The following is a 17,153-nucleotide window of genomic DNA, read 5'->3' on the forward strand; positions in this document are numbered from 1 at the left end:
ACCGTGAGGTGATTTTTATGGCGAGCTTAAATAGATATAAATTTACATTTGGAAACAAAGCGCTCACTTTAACAACCAACCATGATAATTTGTTTATGGAAGAAGTCGAACGTGTTGCGAAAGAAAAATACCAAGCAATTAAGGAACAAATGCCAGAGGCAGATGACGAAACCATCGCAATCTTATTGGCAGTAAACAGTTTGTCCATGCAACTGAATCGCGAGATTGAGTTTGACGACAAAGAAAAAGAATTAGATGATTTTCGTCGCAAGGCTTTAGACGACTTAAAGGATAAATCATCCAAATAAGAGGAGATACATGTTAACTTTCTTAATCTTATTGATTTTGGCATGGAGCTTTTATATTGGCTATGCAAGAGGGATTATCCTCCAGTCCTATTACTTTCTAGTGACCTTAGTGGCCCTCTTGATTGCAGGTGGCAGCTACAAGGGACTGGCCAAGGTGTTGTCTCTATGGGTTCCTTTTTCGAGTCCCACCCAGCAATCGGTGAATTATTTTTATGCCAACCGCTACCTATTTCAATTAGATGACATCTTTTATGCAGGTTTGGCATATGTATTGATTTTTGCGATGATCTACCTGATTGGTCGTGTGATTGGGATCTTTATGCACTTGGTACCTCAGCCAGAAAAACTGGAGGATCGCAAGTATCAAATTGGAGCGGGTGTGATCGCCGTCGTGATAACTCTCTTGGTCATCCAGATGGGCTTGACTGTCCTCTCAACGGTTCCCATGGCTTCCATCCAAAATAGACTCAATGCAAGTGGATTGATCCGCTTTATTATCCTTCATACCCCGATCAGTTCCAGTCTGTTCCACAACTTGTGGGTGACTGCGATTATCGGAGCTTAAGGAGCAAAAATGAAGAAAGGAGTGAGACAAGTCCGATTCAAGGAAGGACGCTCACTTTTTTTGTAGGAGAAACATGAATAAAAAAATCTTAGATATTCTGGAGTTTGACAAGGTCAAGCAACTCTTTGAACCCTATCTACAGACAGAACAAGGGGAGATGGAGCTAGCAGCCCTTACTCCAACTGATAAAAAAGAAAGTATCGAAACGGCCTTTATGGAGCTAGAAGATATGGAGCAGATTCTCTTGGAAGAGCCTCGCTTTGCCGTGTCGACGATTCAAGATGTCCGTCCAGTGGCCAAGCGTTTGGAGATGGAGGCGGCCCTCAATATCGATGAATTACTAGCGCTAAAAGCTGTTCTTCGGGTGACACATGAGCTCAAGGATTTCTACGACAACTTGGAAAATGTCCGTCTGGAAAGGCTCCATCGCCTCTTTGACAACTTGGTGGATCTTCCTCGCCTACAAGGTGGGCTTCAAGCTATCAACGAAGGTGGCTTTGTCGAGTCTTTTGCCAGTGAAAAATTGGCCAAAATCCGTCGTCGCATCCAAGAAAATGAACACCAGGTCAGAGAGATTCTACAAGATCTGCTGAAAAGCAAGGCCGATATGTTGGCGGATGCTGTGATTGCTAGTCGGAATGGCCGCAATGTTCTACCCGTAAAAAACACCTATCGCAACCGGATTGCAGGGGTGGTCCACGATATCTCAGCCAGCGGGAATACCGTTTATATAGAGCCTCGGGCAGTCGTCAATCTCAATGAAGAAATTGCCAACCACCGGGCAGATGAACGCTATGAAATCATTCAGATTCTGGAGGAATTATCTGACACCCTGCGCCCTCATGCAGCAGAGATTGCAAATAACGCTTGGATTATCGGTCACTTAGACTTGATCAAGGCCAAGTATCGCTTTATGCGCGATTGTAAGGCAGTGGTACCAGAGGTTAGTAGCAATCGTTCCATTCAGCTCTTGCAACTACGTCATCCCTTGATTGAAAATGCCGTCGCGAATGACCTGCATTTTACCGAGGACTTGACAGAAATTGTGATTACCGGTCCCAATACAGGGGGGAAAACCATCATGCTAAAAACGCTGGGACTAGCGCAAATTATGGCCCAGTCTGGTCTTCCCATCCTAGCGGATCCAGGTAGTCGTGTGGGGATCTTCTCACAGGTCTTTGCAGATATTGGAGATGAACAATCGATCGAGCAGAGCTTGTCGACCTTCTCCAGTCATATGACCAATATCGTATCTATCTTACATCAAGTGGATACCGCCTCCTTGATCCTTCTGGATGAGTTGGGGGCTGGAACCGATCCTCAAGAGGGGGCTGGCCTTGCTATTGCCATTCTAGAAGACCTGCGCTTACGCGGGATTAAGACCATGGCGACAACCCACTATCCAGAGCTCAAGGCCTACGGGATTGAGACTGCAGGAGTGCAAAATGCCAGCATGGAATTTGATACAGCGAGTCTGCGTCCGACCTATCGCTTCATGCAAGGAGTTCCTGGCCGCTCCAATGCCTTTGAAATTGCCCGTCGTTTGGGCTTGTCTGAGACTATTATCCAGGATGCCATGAAGATGACCAATACGGATAATGATGTCAATCAAATTATTGAAAAATTGGAGGCGCAGACCTTAGAAAGTCGCAAGCGCTTGGATACCATTCAAGAGGTCGAGCAAGAAAATCTCAAATTCAATCGCGCTCTTCGAAAGCTCTATAACGAATTGACCAGAGAGAGAGAAACAGAGCTCAATAAGGCAAGAGAAGAGGCCAAGGAAATTGTGGACATGGCCCTCTCAGAGAGTGACCGTATCCTTCAAGGCCTTCACGCCAAATCCCAGTTGAAACCACATGAAATTATTGAGGCCAAGGCTCAGTTGAAAAAACTAGCTCCTGAGACCGTCGATCTTTCTAAAAACAAGGTCTTGAAAAAAGCCAAAAAGGCGCGTGCTCCTAAGGTGGGAGATGAAATCTTAGTTATCAGCTATGGCCAACGCGGAACCCTGGTCAAGCAACTCAAAGATGGCCGCTGGGAGGCGCAAGTCGGCTTGATCAAGATGACCTTGGAAGAAAAAGAATTCAACCTCATCAAGGTTGAAAAAGAAGCAGCTCAACCTAAGAAACGCCAGGTCAATGTCGTTAAACGCTCGAACACGAGTGGACCCAGAGCGCGTCTGGACCTACGTGGGAAACGCTATGAAGAGGCCATGCAAGAGCTAGATGGCTTTATCGATCAGGCCCTGCTCAACAATATGGCCCAAGTCGATATCATCCACGGGATTGGAACGGGAGTTATCCGTGAAGGGGTGACCAAATACCTCCGTCGCAACAAACACGTCAAGAGTTTTGAATATGCCCCCCAAAATGCAGGTGGAAGCGGCGCGACCATTGTCACGTTTAAAGGCTAATCGAAACCTAGCTGTTTATCAGCTAGGTTTTTTTAAATCTTACATAATGAAAATATTTGAAAGTTGTTGAAAAGGATTTGCTTTTAAATCTGATTTTCAGTAGGTCCTCCCTTTTAAAAGTGCTATAATAGAGGCAATGAATGATTTGGGAGGATACGCATGCGTAAACGTGAAAGTGCAGATTCGTGTACAACAATTCTAGTCGGAAAAAATGCTAGCTATGATGGTTCGACCATTGTAGCACGAACAGAGGATTCTCAAAATGGCGTTTTTACGCCCAAGAAATTGATCGTGGTCAAACCGGAAGATCAACCGCGTCATTACAAGTCGGTTTTATCAACTTTTGAAATCGAATTACCAGATAATCCAGTTCGCTATACAGCGGTTCCAGATGCCATTCCTAAAGACGGGATCTGGGGAGAAGCTGGGATCAATGTCTATAATGTAGCCATGAGTGAGACAGAGACCATTACGACCAATAGCCGTGTGCTAGGGGCAGATCCTCTTGTAGAGAGTGGCATCGGTGAGGAAGACATGCTGACCTTGGTCTTGCCTTATGTCAAGACAGCCCGCGAAGGGGTCTTGCGTCTCGGGAAGATCTTAGAAGAGTATGGAACTTATGAGTCTAATGGGATTGCGATTTCAGATGTGAATGAAATCTGGTGGTTGGAAACCATCGGAGGTCACCACTGGATGGCGCGCCGTGTCCCTGATGATGCCTATGTGACCAACCCGAACCAGCTGGGAAGTGATTATTTTGAATTTGGCAATCCAGATGAGTTTCTTTGTGACCCGGATCTTGAACGTTTTGTCACAGAGCACCATTTGATTCTGGATCAAGAAGGGAAAGGCTTTAATCCACGCTATGCCTTTGGTAGCCAAAAAGACAAGGACCGTCACTACAATACACCGCGGGCTTGGGCCATCCAGCGTTTCCTCAATCCTGAAATCGAGCAGGATCCACGGAGCTTCGAGATCCCTTGGTGTCAAAAACCTTATCGCAAGGTGACGATTGAAGATGTCAAATATGTCTTGAGCAACCACTACCAAGACACTATCTACGATCCTTATGGCCCTGAAGGAGATCACGTGAGTCAGCGGACCTTCCGGACGATCGGGATCAACCGGACCAGCCAGACAGCGATTCTGCAATTGCGTCCCAATAAACCACAAGAAACGACAGGTATCCAATGGATTTCTTATGGCTCCATGCCTTACAATACAGCCGTTCCTTTCTTTACCCAAGTGGATACAACACCAGACTACTTTGCCAATACGACAGCTAAGGTAACAACGGATTCCTTCTACTGGGCCAACCGGATTATTGCAGGACTAGCAGATCCTCACTATGCTCACCATGTTGGTGATTTGGACGATTACCAAGAAACGACAATGGCCTGGGGACATGCGCGCATCAATAAAGTCGATCGTGCACTTGCAGCAGGTGAAACCGTTGATTTTGAGGCGGAAAACCAAGCTATGAGTGATCAAATCCAGGAAGCAACAGATCAACTCTTGGACAAGATTTTGCTCGATGCTAGCAACCTCATGACCAATCACTTCTCCTTGAGTGATTAAAAACCGTACATTTTCAGGTGGTTTACAAGATATTTTCAGAAACGATTGACAAACTTTTGAAAATCAATTAAAATAGAGAAAATTACATACGACCGAATGAAGTTTGCAGGAGCGCGAGTGACTGTGAATGGACGGAACTCTGGAGAGACCAGAAATGGCACCGAAGGGGCAAGGTAGAGGATATATCTACTCAAACTCTCAGGTAAAAGGACAGAGCGAAAGATAGGGGAAGCCCCTATTTTAAGCAGGACCAGAGTACATGTTTGACATGTGCTCTTTCTTTTTCTCTTTTCTGTCGAGCGGTCGATGAAAAAGGAGACAGAAAATGGATCATGTATTGCAGTTTTTTCAGCAGCTCGATAATCTAGTGTGGGGCGCCCCGCTGTTGGTGCTCTTGGTAGGAACAGGGATCTACCTGACCCTTCGTTTGGGTTTGCTTCAGATACGCTACCTTCCAAAAGCTTTTCGCTTGATCTTTACAGAAGATGAGGGACACGGGGATATCTCAAGCTTCGGAGCCCTTGCGACAGCCCTTGCGGCTACTGTAGGAACAGGGAATATTGTAGGGGTGGCTACAGCGATTCAGACAGGTGGCCCAGGTGCCCTCTTTTGGATGTGGATGGCAGCCTTCTTTGGAATGGCGACCAAGTATGCAGAAGGGCTCTTAGCCATTCGTTATCGGACCAAGGATGACAACGGTCATATCTCGGGTGGTCCCATGTACTACATTCTTCACGGGATGGGAGAGAAGTGGCGACCACTGGCTATTTTCTTTGCAGTTGCAGGAGTGCTGGTAGCCCTCTTTGGGATCGGAACCATGACCCAGGTTAATTCCATTACGGGATCCCTTCAAGCTAGTTTTGGAACAGCTCCAGAAGTGGCTAGTGTAGTGATTGCGTTAGTGGTTTCGACTATCATTTTTGGTGGGATTCACTGGATTTCCAAAGTCTCTGAAAAAGTGGTTCCTTTTATGGCTGCTGCCTATATCTTTGCGACTGTCACGATCATTGCCTTGCATCTGGATCAATTGCTTCCAGCCTTGAAATCGGTCTTTTCGGGTGCTTTTACAGGGACTGCAGCTATGGGAGGTTTCGCAGGAGCAACGGTCAAAATGGCTATCCAAAAAGGGGTGGCGCGTGGAGTTTTCTCTAATGAATCGGGTCTTGGATCTGCCCCCATTGCAGCAGCTGCGGCGAAGACTAATGAACCTGTCGAGCAAGGTTTGATCTCCATGACAGGAACCTTTATTGACACCATTATCATCTGTAGTTTGACAGGACTTTCGCTCTTGGTTTCAGGTGAGTGGACGGCTAAGGGCAGTACTAGTACCCTGACTCAGGATACGTTTACAGGCGTCTTTGGCCCAGTCGGAGGCATCATTCTGACCCTATGTTTAGTGCTTTTTGCGACCACGACCATTCTTGGATGGTCTTATTACGGAGAGCGGTGTTTTGAATTCCTATTTGGTGTTAAACATATCAACCTCTATCGGACCTTCTTTGTTTTTATGGTTGGACTGGGAGGCTTCCTTAAGCTGGATTTGGTCTGGGTGATCGCGGATATTGTGAATGGGCTGATGGCTTTGCCTAACCTGATTGCTCTTTTAGCTCTCTCCCCTGTCATCATCAAAGAAAGCAAACAATACTTTAAGAAATAAGAAAACCCAGATTGATGGATCTGGGTTTTCTTATCTATTTGAGATAGGAGCATTTAATAGCGTTTTTCTTTTGGCCAGCTACTCATTTCGGCGATGGCGGTGAAGAGCACATCTGTCGAAGAGTTGAGGGCTGTTTCGCAAGAGTCTTGGATGACCCCGATGATAAAGCCGACGCTGACGACTTGCATGGCCAAATCATTGGTGATACCAAAGAGGCTACAAGCAACAGGGATGAGAAGGAGAGATCCTCCCGCAACTCCAGATGCTCCACAAGCAGAGATAGCCGCTACCACACTCAGAATGAGAGCAGTTCCAAAGTCAACCTGAATGTGCAAGGTATTGGCAGCAGCGAGCGTCAAAATATTGATCGTCACGGCTGCGCCTGCCATGTTTACAGTTGAACCAAGTGGAATGGAGACAGAATAGGTATCTGGATTCAGCCCCAACTCTTCACAGAGACGCATATTGACAGGGATGTTAGCTGCAGAACTTCTAGTGAAAAAGGCTGTTACCCCACTGACACGGAGGCATTTAAAAACAAGGGGATAGGGGTTCTTGCGGATCATGAAAAAGACGATCAATGGATTGATGACCAGGGCTACAAATGCCATGGTACCAACCAAAACAAGTAAGAGAATCCCGTAGTTACTAAGGGCACTGAGTCCTTGGCCAGCGATGGTCGTGAAGACCAAGCCTAAGATCCCAAATGGAGCTAGGTTGATAATCCACTCAACAATTTTTGAAGTGATGTCTGCTAGAGTTTGGAGGAGGTCTTTACTATGTTCACTCGCCTCTCTCATGGCAATCCCAAAGACAGTTGCCCAAGAAAGGATCCCAATGTAGTTGGCTTGCTGCAAGGCGTTGACCGGGTTGTCGACGATCTTGAGCAAGAGGTTACTAATCACTTCGCCAATCCCGTTTGGAGAGGATCCTTCAGCGGCCTTTCCAGTCAGGGTAATGGTGATTGGGAAGATGTAATTGACCAAAACAGCGACGAAGGCAGCTGCAAAGGTTCCTAGGAGATAGAGGACGATGACCTTTTTCATATTGGTCTCTGTCCCTTTTTGGTGTTGGGAGAGAGCGTTTGCGACAAGCGCAAAGACCAGAAGGGGTGCGATCGCACGGAGCCCTCCAACAAAGAACTGACCTAAGAGTCCAATGCCAGTTGCTTTCGGGAAGATAAGGGCTAGGATAACACCAAGTACAATCCCGATTGCGATCCTTTTCATAAGGTTGGTTTTATTCCAAGTGGTAATCAATCGATGAATCATGTAGGACCTCCTTAAAAAATAATTAAGGAATATTATACGATAGTTAGGGGGGAAAAGCAATGAAATTTTCAAAAAATAGCCTTATTTCCGAATATTTGATATAATCATACTATTCTTTGATAGAAAGGCCCGAATAAATGAGTCAAGCTTTCCAACGTTATTTCAGTAAAATAGACTGGACGAAGATTTTTGATGATCTGATATCAAAATGTATCTCTCTGATTTTTGTCTTTCTTTTATTTTTTATTGCTAAAAAGGTCATCCATAGCCTGGTTAAGCGGATATTAACCCCTTCCTTTAAGTATACGGTGCAGGATGAAGCCCGTAAAAATACGATTCTCCGTTTGGTTGAGAGCCTTTTAAACTATTGTTTGTATTTCATCTTGATCTACTGGATTTTGTCGATTCTAGGTCTTCCAGTCTCTAGTCTCTTGGCTGGTGCTGGGATTGCTGGGGTGGCGATTGGGATGGGAGCCCAAGGCTTTCTTTCCGATTTGGTCAATGGTTTCTTCATCCTTTTAGAACGCCAGTTGGACGTGGGAGACAATGTTCGTCTCACGAATGGGTCTATTAATATTGCCGGCATCGTCAGCAGTGTCGGGATTCGCACGACCCAGGTGCGGGACTTTGATGGGACTCTCCACTTTGTTCCGAATCGCAACATCACCGTCGTCAGCAATCTCTCACGTGGTGATATGCGCGTGCTGATCGATATTCCGCTAGATGCAAATACCGATCTCGACAAGATCTATCAGATGATTGCTCAGGTTAATCAGTCTGAACAAGATAAACACCCAGAGGTGTTGACAGGTCCTACGATTTTAGGCCCACAGATCGAAAAAAATGGTCGTTATTCCTTCCGAATTGCGATGACTGCGCAAAATGGAACCCAGACGACTGTCTATCATACCTACTATAAACTCTACCATGATGCCTTGATGGAAGCAGGGATTAGCCTACCGACAGGAAAGAACGGGATCATGTAATACAAAAAAGAGGCTGGGACAAAAGTCCTAGCCTCTCAATTATTTTTGGATTGTCGAGCAAGACGCAGTGGTTGAGTAGGTGGGACGACGAAATCGAATTCTAACGAATTATCGATTTCTGTCCCACTCTCTTTTTTGGTCTATTTTAAGTGGCAGTATTTGAAATCCAGCTTTTTAATCTGGTCCCAATTTTTTCGAGCCTCTGGTGGCAAGACGATGAGTTGCTGGCGCAACATAGTCGTGATTTCAAGATTTAAGGATTCGATCGGGAGGGCAATGGCTACGGAACTTTTTGCCCTTTGGATCTTGTCCATGCAATATTCAATATGATGGCAAGCTGCGCCGGTCTGTGATTGACGGCTAGCTGCGATTTCTTGTCGCATATTGGAGAGTAATTGGACCAATTCAGACTTAAGGAATTCGATCGTATCTGATTTTTCTTGAGCTAAAAGAAACATAAGCACACCTCCTTTTGCTATAGTTTAATACTAATTTATTAAAAATGCAAGGGGGTAAAGTAAAAAAAATAAAAATTTTTTAGAAAAAGATACAGAAAAAGAGAAGGCTCAAATCTCCCCACTACAGACAGTCGAGCCCCTTGTCTTTAAAAATGACTCTCATGATTTAGGGTCAGTTGCCCTCGCAGAGATCGGAGACTACAAAAAAACTCCTGAAACATACTGGTTTCAGGAGTTGAGAGGCTTTGACCCGAAGGTCTTAAAGAAAAATATCGATTGATTATACAAGACCTTGTGCAATCATCGCGTTTGCGACATTTTCAAAGGCAGCGATGTTGGCACCTGCAAGGTAATCTTTACCAAGTCCGTAAGTTTCTGCAGTTGTTTTAGCAGTGTTGAAGATGTTGGTCATGATGTCTTTCAAACGTCCGTCCACTTCTTCGCGTGTCCATGAAAGACGTTGGCTGTTTTGGCTCATTTCAAGAGCAGATACAGCAACCCCACCAGCATTAGCTGCTTTAGCAGGTCCGTAAAGGATACCATTTTCTTTGTATACGTTGATGGCATCGATGTTACTTGGCATGTTTGCTCCTTCAGAGACAACTTTTACACCTTGAGCGACCAAACGTTTTGCAGCATCGCCATCGATTTCATTTTGAGTTGCACATGGAAGAGCAATGTCATAGTTACCAGCATAAGTCCATACAGAACCTTCGTAGTAAGTAGCAGTTGGTTTTTCTGCAGCGTATTCAGTCAAACGAGCACGACGTTTTTCTTTGACGTCTGTAAGAAGGTCGAAGTCAATACCGTTTTCGTCGATCACGTAACCGTTTGAGTCAGATACAGAGATAACAGTTGCACCAAGTTCAGTTGCTTTTTGAAGAGCGTATTGAGCAACGTTACCAGAACCTGAGATCACGACTTTCTTACCAGCAAAGCTGTCGCCGTTGGCCTTGAGCATTTCTTCAGTGTAGTAAACCAAACCGTAACCAGTTGCTTCTGGACGGATCAAGCTACCACCGAAACCAAGAGGTTTACCAGTCAAGACACCAGCATCAAATTGGCGAAGGCGTTTGTATTGACCGTAAAGGTATCCGATTTCACGTCCACCAACCCCGATATCACCAGCTGGGACATCAAGAGAAGGCCCGATATGTTTTTGCAATTCAGTCATGAAGCTTTGGCAGAAACGCATCACTTCAGCGTCTGTTTTTCCTTTAGGATCGAAGTCAGATCCACCTTTACCACCACCGATAGGAAGACCAGTCAAGACGTTTTTGAAGATTTGTTCGAAACCGAGGAATTTCAAGATCCCTTGGTTAACAGTTGGGTGGAAACGAAGACCACCTTTGTAAGGACCTACAGCAGAGTTGAATTGAACACGGTAACCACGGTTTACTTGGATGTTTCCTTCACGGTCAACCCAAGGAACACGGAAAGAAATTACGCGTTCAGGTTCTGTAATACGAGCCAAGATGTTTTCTTCGATGTATTCAGGATGTTTTTCAAAAACGGGTTCCAAAGTGCTGAGGAACTCTTCAACAGCTTGAAGGAATTCAGCTTCGTGGCCGTTACGAGCTTTTACAGTTTCGAAAGTGCTTTGGATATATTCTTTAGCAGTTGTCATGTTAATTCTCCTTTGTGAATGAAACGAAAACCAGTAAACCCGCTAGGGGAGTGGTTTTGAGACAGTTGACAAACAATGTCATGTTTTATTACATGGATCATTATAGCAGACTTTTTTTGGCTTGTAAAGAAAAAAGTTGAATTTTCTGAAAATTTTATCGCGACTAGGAAAGTCCGAATGTTTGGAAGAATTTTTAGCTTTGATTGTCCAGAAGCTTCCAAGTGATGGTATAATGAAAGAAGAAAATAGAGAGCATCCCGAACAATTCTGTTGGTGGTGTTTCAAAAAAGGAGTACAAGATGGTATCGACAAAGACGCAAATTGCTGGTTTTGAATTTGACAACTGCTTGATGAATGCGGCAGGTGTAGCCTGTATGACCACTGAGGAATTAGAAGAAGTGAAGAACTCAGCTGCGGGGACCTTTGTGACCAAGACAGCAACCTTAGAATTCCGTGCTGGTAATCCAGAGCCACGCTACCAAGATGTGCCGCTTGGTTCGATCAATTCGATGGGGCTACCTAACCAAGGGTTGGACTATTATTTGAATTACTTGTTGGAGTTGCAAGAAACGGATCCTGACCGGACCTTCTTCTTATCTCTCGTCGGCATGTCTCCTGAAGAAACTCATACCATCTTGAAAAAGGTGCAAGACAGCGACTTTAAAGGCTTGACAGAGTTGAACCTATCTTGTCCCAATGTCCCTGGGAAACCTCAGATCGCCTATGATTTTGATACGACAGATCGGATCTTGTCTGAGGTCTTTGCCTATTTCACCAAACCTCTAGGCATCAAGTTGCCACCTTATTTTGATATCGTTCATTTTGATCAAGCAGCAGCGATCTTTAACAAATACCCGCTCAAGTTTGTCAATTGCGTCAATTCGATCGGAAATGGCCTCTACATCGAGGATGAATCCGTGGTGATCCGTCCGAAGAACGGATTTGGTGGGATTGGTGGAGAATACATCAAGCCAACGGCTCTCGCCAATGTCCATGCCTTTTACCAACGTCTGAACCCAGAAATTCAGATTGTGGGGACAGGGGGTGTCTTGACTGGTCGAGATGCCTTTGAACATATCCTTTGTGGGGCTAGTATGGTGCAAATCGGAACGACGCTGCATAAAGAAGGAGTAGGAGCTTTTGACCGCATCACTGCGGAGCTCAAAGCCATCATGGAAGAAAAAGGCTACCAAAGTCTAGAAGACTTCCGTGGGAAATTGCACTACATTGACTAATCTTTCGAAAAAAAAACTTCCTCAAGTGGAAACTTGGGGAAGTTTTTTATGAGAGTGGGACAGAAATCGGTAATTCGTTAGAATTCAATTTCGTCGTCCCACCTCCGCACAGTTGAGTAGGGCTGTAAAAGCTGATGAAATCAGCGTAGTAGAGCCCACTCAACCACTGCGTCTTGCTCGACAATCCAAAAATAATTGAGAGGCTAGGACTTTTGACCCAACCTCATTCTGTTCCTAGTTTTAGGAATTTTCCATTTTTATAGAGAGAAAAAGGTGTACAATGGAGGTGAAAAGGAAGGTGATTTATATGGAAGAAAGGGATGTGATTCAAGAAGCAAGAACGACGATCATTCTTCTTCAAACAGCCTTTTCTAAGGGATTCACCCCCAGTTTAGATGCCCTTCGATTTCGAGAAAATCTAGATCAGATGTTGAAAGGTTTACGAAAGGCTAGGCGGGTAGACAATCGTCTGTTGATTGAGTTAGAAAAGTTTTATCAGACCGCCAGTCTATTGATTGGCCTGGGTGGGCTAGCTTTGAACGAAGAGGCCTTTCAAGCTTGGCGAGCTTATGATCACTGGCATTTCGAGGTTGTGAAGCCTCACTTACAGGTCTATGGACCGACGGTGGTTTTGTAGTTGATGTGCCTTGAGTTTGTCCACAGATATTCAGAGGATGTGTTGGTCATGGTAGTCCTTCATGATTTTCTACATCAGTTAACCCTATCGTTTTGGAATTTTTATTACTCGCTCTTTTTCTTATTTGAAAAATAAGAAGGATTGAATCCCTTTTACATATAGTAGAAGGGATTTTTGATGCAGAATCCTTGAAAATCTGAGGCTCTTGGATTATGATGGAGCTAATAGATGTCAAGCGTTCCTTGTGGGGAATGCAGGAAGCGAGGGAAAAGATGGCAGAGATTTATCTAGCAGGTGGCTGTTTTTGGGGCTTAGAGGAATATTTTTCACGAATCCCCGGTGTAGAAGAGACGACGGTGGGCTATGCCAATGGCCAGGTAGAAACGACCAACTACCAACTGATCAAGGAAACGGATCACGCAGAGACCGTTCAGGTCATTTACGATCCAGATAAAATCACCCTACGAGCGATTCTGCTCTACTATTTCCGGGTGATCGATCCCTTGTCCATTAACAAGCAGGGAAATGATCGAGGCCGCCAATATCGGACCGGTGTCTATTATACAGACGAGGCAGATCGTGAAGTGATCGCCCAAGTGTTTGCGGAAGAAGAGAAGCAACTGGGCCGCAAAATAGCGGTTGAGCTAGAACCTTTGCGCCACTACATCCTAGCTGAGGACTACCACCAAGACTACCTCAAGAAGAATCCTGGAGGTTATTGCCATATTGATGTGACGGATGCTGAGCAACCCTTGATTGATCCAGCAGCCTATCAGAAGCCAGATCAAGAAACCTTAAAGGCGAAATTGACGGCAGAACAGTACCAAGTCACTCAGGAGAGTGCGACGGAACGCCCGTTCCACAATGCCTATGATCAGACCTTCGAAGAGGGCATCTATGTGGATATTACGACTGGGGAGCCTCTCTTCTTTGCCAAGGATAAGTTTGCGTCTGGATGTGGATGGCCAAGTTTCTCCCGTCCCATTGCCAAAGATGTCGTCCACTATTACCAGGATCATAGCCACGGGATGGAGCGGATCGAAGTTCGTTCCCGCTCAGGCAATGCCCATCTCGGTCATGTCTTCACCGATGGACCCAAAGACCAAGGAGGTCTTCGTTATTGTATCAATTCGGCCTCTCTGCGCTTTATTCCAAAAGAGGAAATGGAGCGAGAAGGTTATGGATATTTGTTAAAAGCTTTGAAATAATAGAAAAAGCATCTTAGAAACTTTCCTTAGGTGAGTACGGACGTCAGCGAACTTCATAGAAGTTCCATGACTTAGTTTTGGACCTAAGGTTCCAAAACTCCCGAGTGCCTGAAACATCATTGTTTCAGGCACTTTTCTCACAGCGGAAAGTTTCAGTAGATGCTTGCATCAGTTGAAAATCGTGATGATGTTTTCTGCAATACCACTTGGGTTGCCTTAGGTAAGAAAAAGATCCACATTCTGAGAGACAGAAGCCACTTTTATAAATAAGGAGCATGATTTTCAAGTTAGGATGCTTTTTAAGGAAAATATGAAAATGTTTTCGTTATTCTACCAAAATATGTGTTAAAATTAGTATAATATTTAATTTGTAGAGATGTACTGATGATGAAAGATTTAAAAAAAGAGATTGGGAAAAAAATAAAATCTACACGACTAGATAGAAAATCTACACAAGCAGATATTTGCGATGATGAATCTGAATTGACTATTCGGCAATTAGCCCGAATTGAGAATGGTCAGGCTATGCCCACTGTACCCAAATTAATATATTTAGCGAAAAAACTGAATGTCGAAGTTCAGTATTTTGTTGATATTGACAAAATTGAAATACCAAAAGATTATCTAAGGTTAAAGAAAGAATTGGTAGATAGTCCGACCTATGCGGATCAAGAACGAATTGAGCGGAAACAAGCGATTTTAGAAGAAATTGGGGAATGTTACTACGATCTTCTTCCAGAGGATGAACAATTACTTATAGATGTGATTCAAGCGCGTCTAGATATTTATAATAGTTCGGATGTGAGATATGGTCTTGCTCTTTTAGAAGAATACTTTCAACAAATCTTAAAGAAAACAATTTATACGGTTAATGACTTGTTAATTATCGAACTCTACTTTTTTTGCTGTGCTGTAGGATTAGAAGATAAAAGGTATTTTCAGGAGTTGGCTGATAAAGTAATGCTTGACATAGATTATAGGGACAAGGAATACCTGACACAGTTGGAAAAAATATTGCTTGTTTTGCTAGCTCAGTTGGAAGAAAAATGTACGCTTAAATATATTCAAACTTTCGAAGATGTAATTGATAAGACGAGACATGTTTATTACAAACCTCTTATTTATATGTTTAAAGCAAAATATATGCTCCATGTGGAAAAGAGCAAGGAGAAATCTGAGGAGTTGTATGGAAAGGCAATTACATTTGCTGAATTATTGGATGATGAAGTGCTGGTACAAAGATTAATAGAAGAAAAAAAGAACGATTTTTAGCAACCCGACATTTAAGTCATGTTGCTTTTTTTATTTTATGTTAGACTGAAATCATAAAAAAGGTGAAGATGTCAGAAATCTATGTTTCCTACAGTAGGATATATAACTGTTTGTTGAATCGGTATATTTTGGATGTTGTAGGACGATTTTTTAGTTGATTCATTTCCCAAACATTCATTTTAGAGAAACGGAGTTTATGATGAAAAATAGAAATTTATGGCGAACGATTTTTGCGCTTTCGGCTTTGGTGACTCTAATTGGATTAGGATTTATTGCCTATAATCATTTTGTATTTCATCAACCTTTTATGAATCGGACTACAAAAGGGTTGCTTTCGGCCTTTTTCCTAAGTCTTGTCATGGTTGCGATTAGCTTGTCCAAATCAAACGATAAGAAGTGATTAGCGACCATTTATATGAATCAATCAACTGTGCAAGAGCAGGACGATGAAGCGTTTCTAAACAATGGCGCTTCTGTCCTGCTCTCTTTTTTCTCTTCTTAAAAATTGTGATACAATGAAGAGAAAGTATTTCAATGACAGCTCAATCTGTTGGCGGATCATTGGAGAAACTGGATATGAAGAAGAGGTAGAAATGATAGAGAAATGGGAGAATGTGAAAGAGACCATCAAGACGATGGGAAAAGAGTTGTCAGCGGCCTTTGATTGGGCTTTTGATCGTCTCTTTTCAAGGATTCAGCTGACTAATGAACAGTTTGTCTATGTGCTCTTGTCAGTCGTTTTTATCGTGGCTAATGCCATCTTGTGGGTACAAAAGTTTCAAGGCTTTCCGATCACCGCAACGGAACGGCCAGAGGTTGTGTACAAGGCAAAAACACCGGCTGATCAGATTCCTCATACAGCGCGGATCATGGCTAATGGAGATCAGCTCTATCATGATCTGGTCTATATGAGTGCACAAAAAGAAGATGGGACCTATGATTTTCATGAAAATTATGAGTATGTCAAACCCTGGCTACAAAAGGCGGATCTGGCCTTGGGTGATTTTGAGGGAACCATTGACCCGAATTACTATTTGTCAGGTTATCCCCTCTTTAATGCGCCAAGCGAAGTCGTACCAGCCATCAAGGATGCTGGTTATGATGTCATGGATTTGGGACACAACCACATCCTGGATTCAGGCCTAGAAGGGGTCTATTCGACAGCCAAGGCCTTTGAAGATGCAGGCATCACCCCTGTCGGTGTTTACACGCATGAAAAGAGAGGCCAGGCCCCCTTAGTGATCAAGGAAGTGAATGGCATCAAGATTGCTATTCTAGCCTACGCTTACGGCTTTAATGGAATGGAAACGACCCTTACTCCAGAAGAGCAGGCGAATGTTTTGTCTGACCTAGACGAAGAACGGATGAAGGCAGAGATCCAAAAGGCGGAGCAAGAGGCTGATATCACCATTGTTATGCCCCAGATGGGAGTTGAGTACCAGTTAGAGCCGACAGAAGAGCAAAAAGAGCTCTATCATAAAATGATTTCTTGGGGCGCTGATATCGTTTTTGGCGGACATCCCCATGTTGTAGAGCCTGCTGAAGTGGTCAATAAAGATGGTCAAAACAAGCTGATCATCTACTCGATGGGGAATTTTCTCTCCAATCAACGTCTGGAAACTATGGAAGGTATAGAGACTGCCCAATGGACAGAGCGTGGAGTTTTGATGGATGTGACCATCGAAAAGGTTGGTCGCAAGACACGGATTAAGACGGCTACTGCTCATCCAACCTGGGTCAGTCGGACTCCAAAGGGAACCTATTCTCCTGAAGGTTATGAGTTGTACAACTACCAAACCTATATTTTGGAAGATTTTATCAAGGGTGGCAAATACCGCGATAAGCTAGATGAGGAGACCAAGGAGAGAGTGGACACGGCTTATCGAGAAATGAAGGAACATGTTCACTTGGACTGGCCTCAGAGTGGAAAGGAATAGA

Annotated in this window: 14 protein-coding genes and 1 riboswitch; of the genes, 11 read left to right on the forward strand and 3 right to left on the reverse strand. The window is 44.0% G+C overall.

The window, feature by feature from the left end:
* The first annotated feature begins 17 nt into the window (after positions 1-17).
* The 5 genes from SM123_RS02115 to SM123_RS02135 all read left to right on the forward strand — a co-directional run bounded on the left by SM123_RS02115 (position 18) and on the right by SM123_RS02135 (position 6,521).
* Positions 18-308, forward strand: coding sequence for a hypothetical protein (locus tag SM123_RS02115; protein ID WP_003005477.1), 291 nt, complete (start codon positions 18-20; stop codon positions 306-308).
* A gap of 10 nt (positions 309-318) precedes the next feature.
* The gene (locus tag SM123_RS02120; RefSeq protein WP_021153876.1) at positions 319-873 is read left to right on the forward strand and encodes a CvpA family protein; all 555 of its coding nucleotides are present in this window, start codon (positions 319-321) and stop codon (positions 871-873) included.
* Between the two features lie 73 nt (positions 874-946).
* The gene (locus tag SM123_RS02125; RefSeq protein ID WP_320909724.1) at positions 947-3,286 is read left to right on the forward strand and encodes an endonuclease MutS2; all 2,340 of its coding nucleotides are present in this window, start codon (positions 947-949) and stop codon (positions 3,284-3,286) included.
* Positions 3,287-3,445: 159 nt separating this feature from the next.
* Positions 3,446-4,864, forward strand: coding sequence for a C69 family dipeptidase (locus SM123_RS02130; protein ID WP_320909725.1), 1,419 nt, complete (start codon positions 3,446-3,448; stop codon positions 4,862-4,864).
* A gap of 129 nt (positions 4,865-4,993) precedes the next feature.
* Positions 4,994-5,088: riboswitch (glycine riboswitch) on the forward strand.
* Positions 5,089-5,189: 101 nt separating this feature from the next.
* Positions 5,190-6,521, forward strand: a complete 1,332-nt coding sequence (locus tag SM123_RS02135) for an alanine/glycine:cation symporter family protein (protein ID WP_320909726.1) — start codon at positions 5,190-5,192, stop codon at positions 6,519-6,521.
* A 53-nt stretch (positions 6,522-6,574) separates the two neighbouring features.
* Here SM123_RS02135 and sstT read toward each other — a convergent pair whose 3' ends face one another.
* Positions 6,575-7,792 (reverse strand): serine/threonine transporter SstT, encoded by a 1,218-nt coding sequence (sstT, locus tag SM123_RS02140; protein ID WP_013904166.1) that lies wholly within the window; start codon positions 7,790-7,792, stop codon positions 6,575-6,577.
* Positions 7,793-7,929: 137 nt separating this feature from the next.
* Between sstT and SM123_RS02145 the strand changes: the two genes are divergently transcribed.
* Positions 7,930-8,778: a mechanosensitive ion channel family protein gene (locus SM123_RS02145; protein ID WP_320909727.1), complete on the forward strand. Its 849-nt coding sequence runs from the start codon at positions 7,930-7,932 to the stop codon at positions 8,776-8,778.
* A 140-nt stretch (positions 8,779-8,918) separates the two neighbouring features.
* Here SM123_RS02145 and SM123_RS02150 read toward each other — a convergent pair whose 3' ends face one another.
* Both SM123_RS02150 and gdhA read right to left on the reverse strand, forming a co-directional pair.
* Positions 8,919-9,236, reverse strand: coding sequence for a hypothetical protein (locus SM123_RS02150; protein WP_003016835.1), 318 nt, complete (start codon positions 9,234-9,236; stop codon positions 8,919-8,921).
* 280 nt (positions 9,237-9,516) lie between these two features.
* Positions 9,517-10,863 (reverse strand): NADP-specific glutamate dehydrogenase, encoded by a 1,347-nt coding sequence (gene gdhA / locus SM123_RS02155; protein WP_003004977.1) that lies wholly within the window; start codon positions 10,861-10,863, stop codon positions 9,517-9,519.
* Between the two features lie 299 nt (positions 10,864-11,162).
* Here gdhA and SM123_RS02160 point away from each other — a divergent pair, with 299 nt between their 5' ends.
* The 5 genes from SM123_RS02160 to SM123_RS02185 all read left to right on the forward strand — a co-directional run bounded on the left by SM123_RS02160 (position 11,163) and on the right by SM123_RS02185 (position 17,152).
* Positions 11,163-12,098 carry a dihydroorotate oxidase gene (locus tag SM123_RS02160; protein WP_003016837.1) on the forward strand — a complete coding sequence of 312 codons (936 nt, stop codon included), beginning with the start codon at positions 11,163-11,165 and terminating at the stop codon, positions 12,096-12,098.
* Positions 12,099-12,378: 280 nt separating this feature from the next.
* Positions 12,379-12,735, forward strand: coding sequence for a helicase BlpT (locus SM123_RS02165; RefSeq protein ID WP_320909728.1), 357 nt, complete (start codon positions 12,379-12,381; stop codon positions 12,733-12,735).
* Between the two features lie 272 nt (positions 12,736-13,007).
* Positions 13,008-13,943 (forward strand): peptide-methionine (R)-S-oxide reductase MsrB, encoded by a 936-nt coding sequence (msrB, locus tag SM123_RS02170; protein WP_320909729.1) that lies wholly within the window; start codon positions 13,008-13,010, stop codon positions 13,941-13,943.
* 384 nt (positions 13,944-14,327) lie between these two features.
* On the forward strand, positions 14,328-15,215 hold the full coding sequence (locus tag SM123_RS02175) for a helix-turn-helix domain-containing protein (protein ID WP_320909730.1): 888 nt from the start codon (positions 14,328-14,330) through the stop codon (positions 15,213-15,215).
* Between the two features lie 593 nt (positions 15,216-15,808).
* Entirely contained in the window at positions 15,809-17,152 is a 1,344-nt protein-coding gene (locus tag SM123_RS02185) for a CapA family protein (RefSeq protein ID WP_407073124.1), read from the forward strand.
* Position 17,153 lies beyond the last annotated feature (1 nt).

It is taken from the genome of Streptococcus sp. S5 (genome assembly GCF_034134805.1).
Lineage (GTDB): Bacteria > Bacillota > Bacilli > Lactobacillales > Streptococcaceae > Streptococcus > Streptococcus lingualis.

What these genes read in the sequence shown, in the direction of transcription:
- SM123_RS02115 (WP_003005477.1), top strand. Translation starts at nt 18, where the DNA reads ATGGCGAGCTTAAATAGATATAAATTTACATTTGGAAACAAAGCGCTC.
- SM123_RS02120 (WP_021153876.1), top strand. Translation starts at nt 319, where the DNA reads ATGTTAACTTTCTTAATCTTATTGATTTTGGCATGGAGCTTTTATATT.
- SM123_RS02125 (WP_320909724.1), top strand. Translation starts at nt 947, where the DNA reads ATGAATAAAAAAATCTTAGATATTCTGGAGTTTGACAAGGTCAAGCAA.
- SM123_RS02130 (WP_320909725.1), top strand. Translation starts at nt 3,446, where the DNA reads ATGCGTAAACGTGAAAGTGCAGATTCGTGTACAACAATTCTAGTCGGA.
- SM123_RS02135 (WP_320909726.1), top strand. Translation starts at nt 5,190, where the DNA reads ATGGATCATGTATTGCAGTTTTTTCAGCAGCTCGATAATCTAGTGTGG.
- sstT (WP_013904166.1), bottom strand. Translation starts at nt 7,792, where the DNA reads ATGATTCATCGATTGATTACCACTTGGAATAAAACCAACCTTATGAAA.
- SM123_RS02145 (WP_320909727.1), top strand. Translation starts at nt 7,930, where the DNA reads ATGAGTCAAGCTTTCCAACGTTATTTCAGTAAAATAGACTGGACGAAG.
- SM123_RS02150 (WP_003016835.1), bottom strand. Translation starts at nt 9,236, where the DNA reads ATGTTTCTTTTAGCTCAAGAAAAATCAGATACGATCGAATTCCTTAAG.
- gdhA (WP_003004977.1), bottom strand. Translation starts at nt 10,863, where the DNA reads ATGACAACTGCTAAAGAATATATCCAAAGCACTTTCGAAACTGTAAAA.
- SM123_RS02160 (WP_003016837.1), top strand. Translation starts at nt 11,163, where the DNA reads ATGGTATCGACAAAGACGCAAATTGCTGGTTTTGAATTTGACAACTGC.
- SM123_RS02165 (WP_320909728.1), top strand. Translation starts at nt 12,379, where the DNA reads ATGGAGGTGAAAAGGAAGGTGATTTATATGGAAGAAAGGGATGTGATT.
- msrB (WP_320909729.1), top strand. Translation starts at nt 13,008, where the DNA reads ATGGCAGAGATTTATCTAGCAGGTGGCTGTTTTTGGGGCTTAGAGGAA.
- SM123_RS02175 (WP_320909730.1), top strand. Translation starts at nt 14,328, where the DNA reads ATGATGAAAGATTTAAAAAAAGAGATTGGGAAAAAAATAAAATCTACA.
- SM123_RS02185 (WP_407073124.1), top strand. Translation starts at nt 15,809, where the DNA reads ATGATAGAGAAATGGGAGAATGTGAAAGAGACCATCAAGACGATGGGA.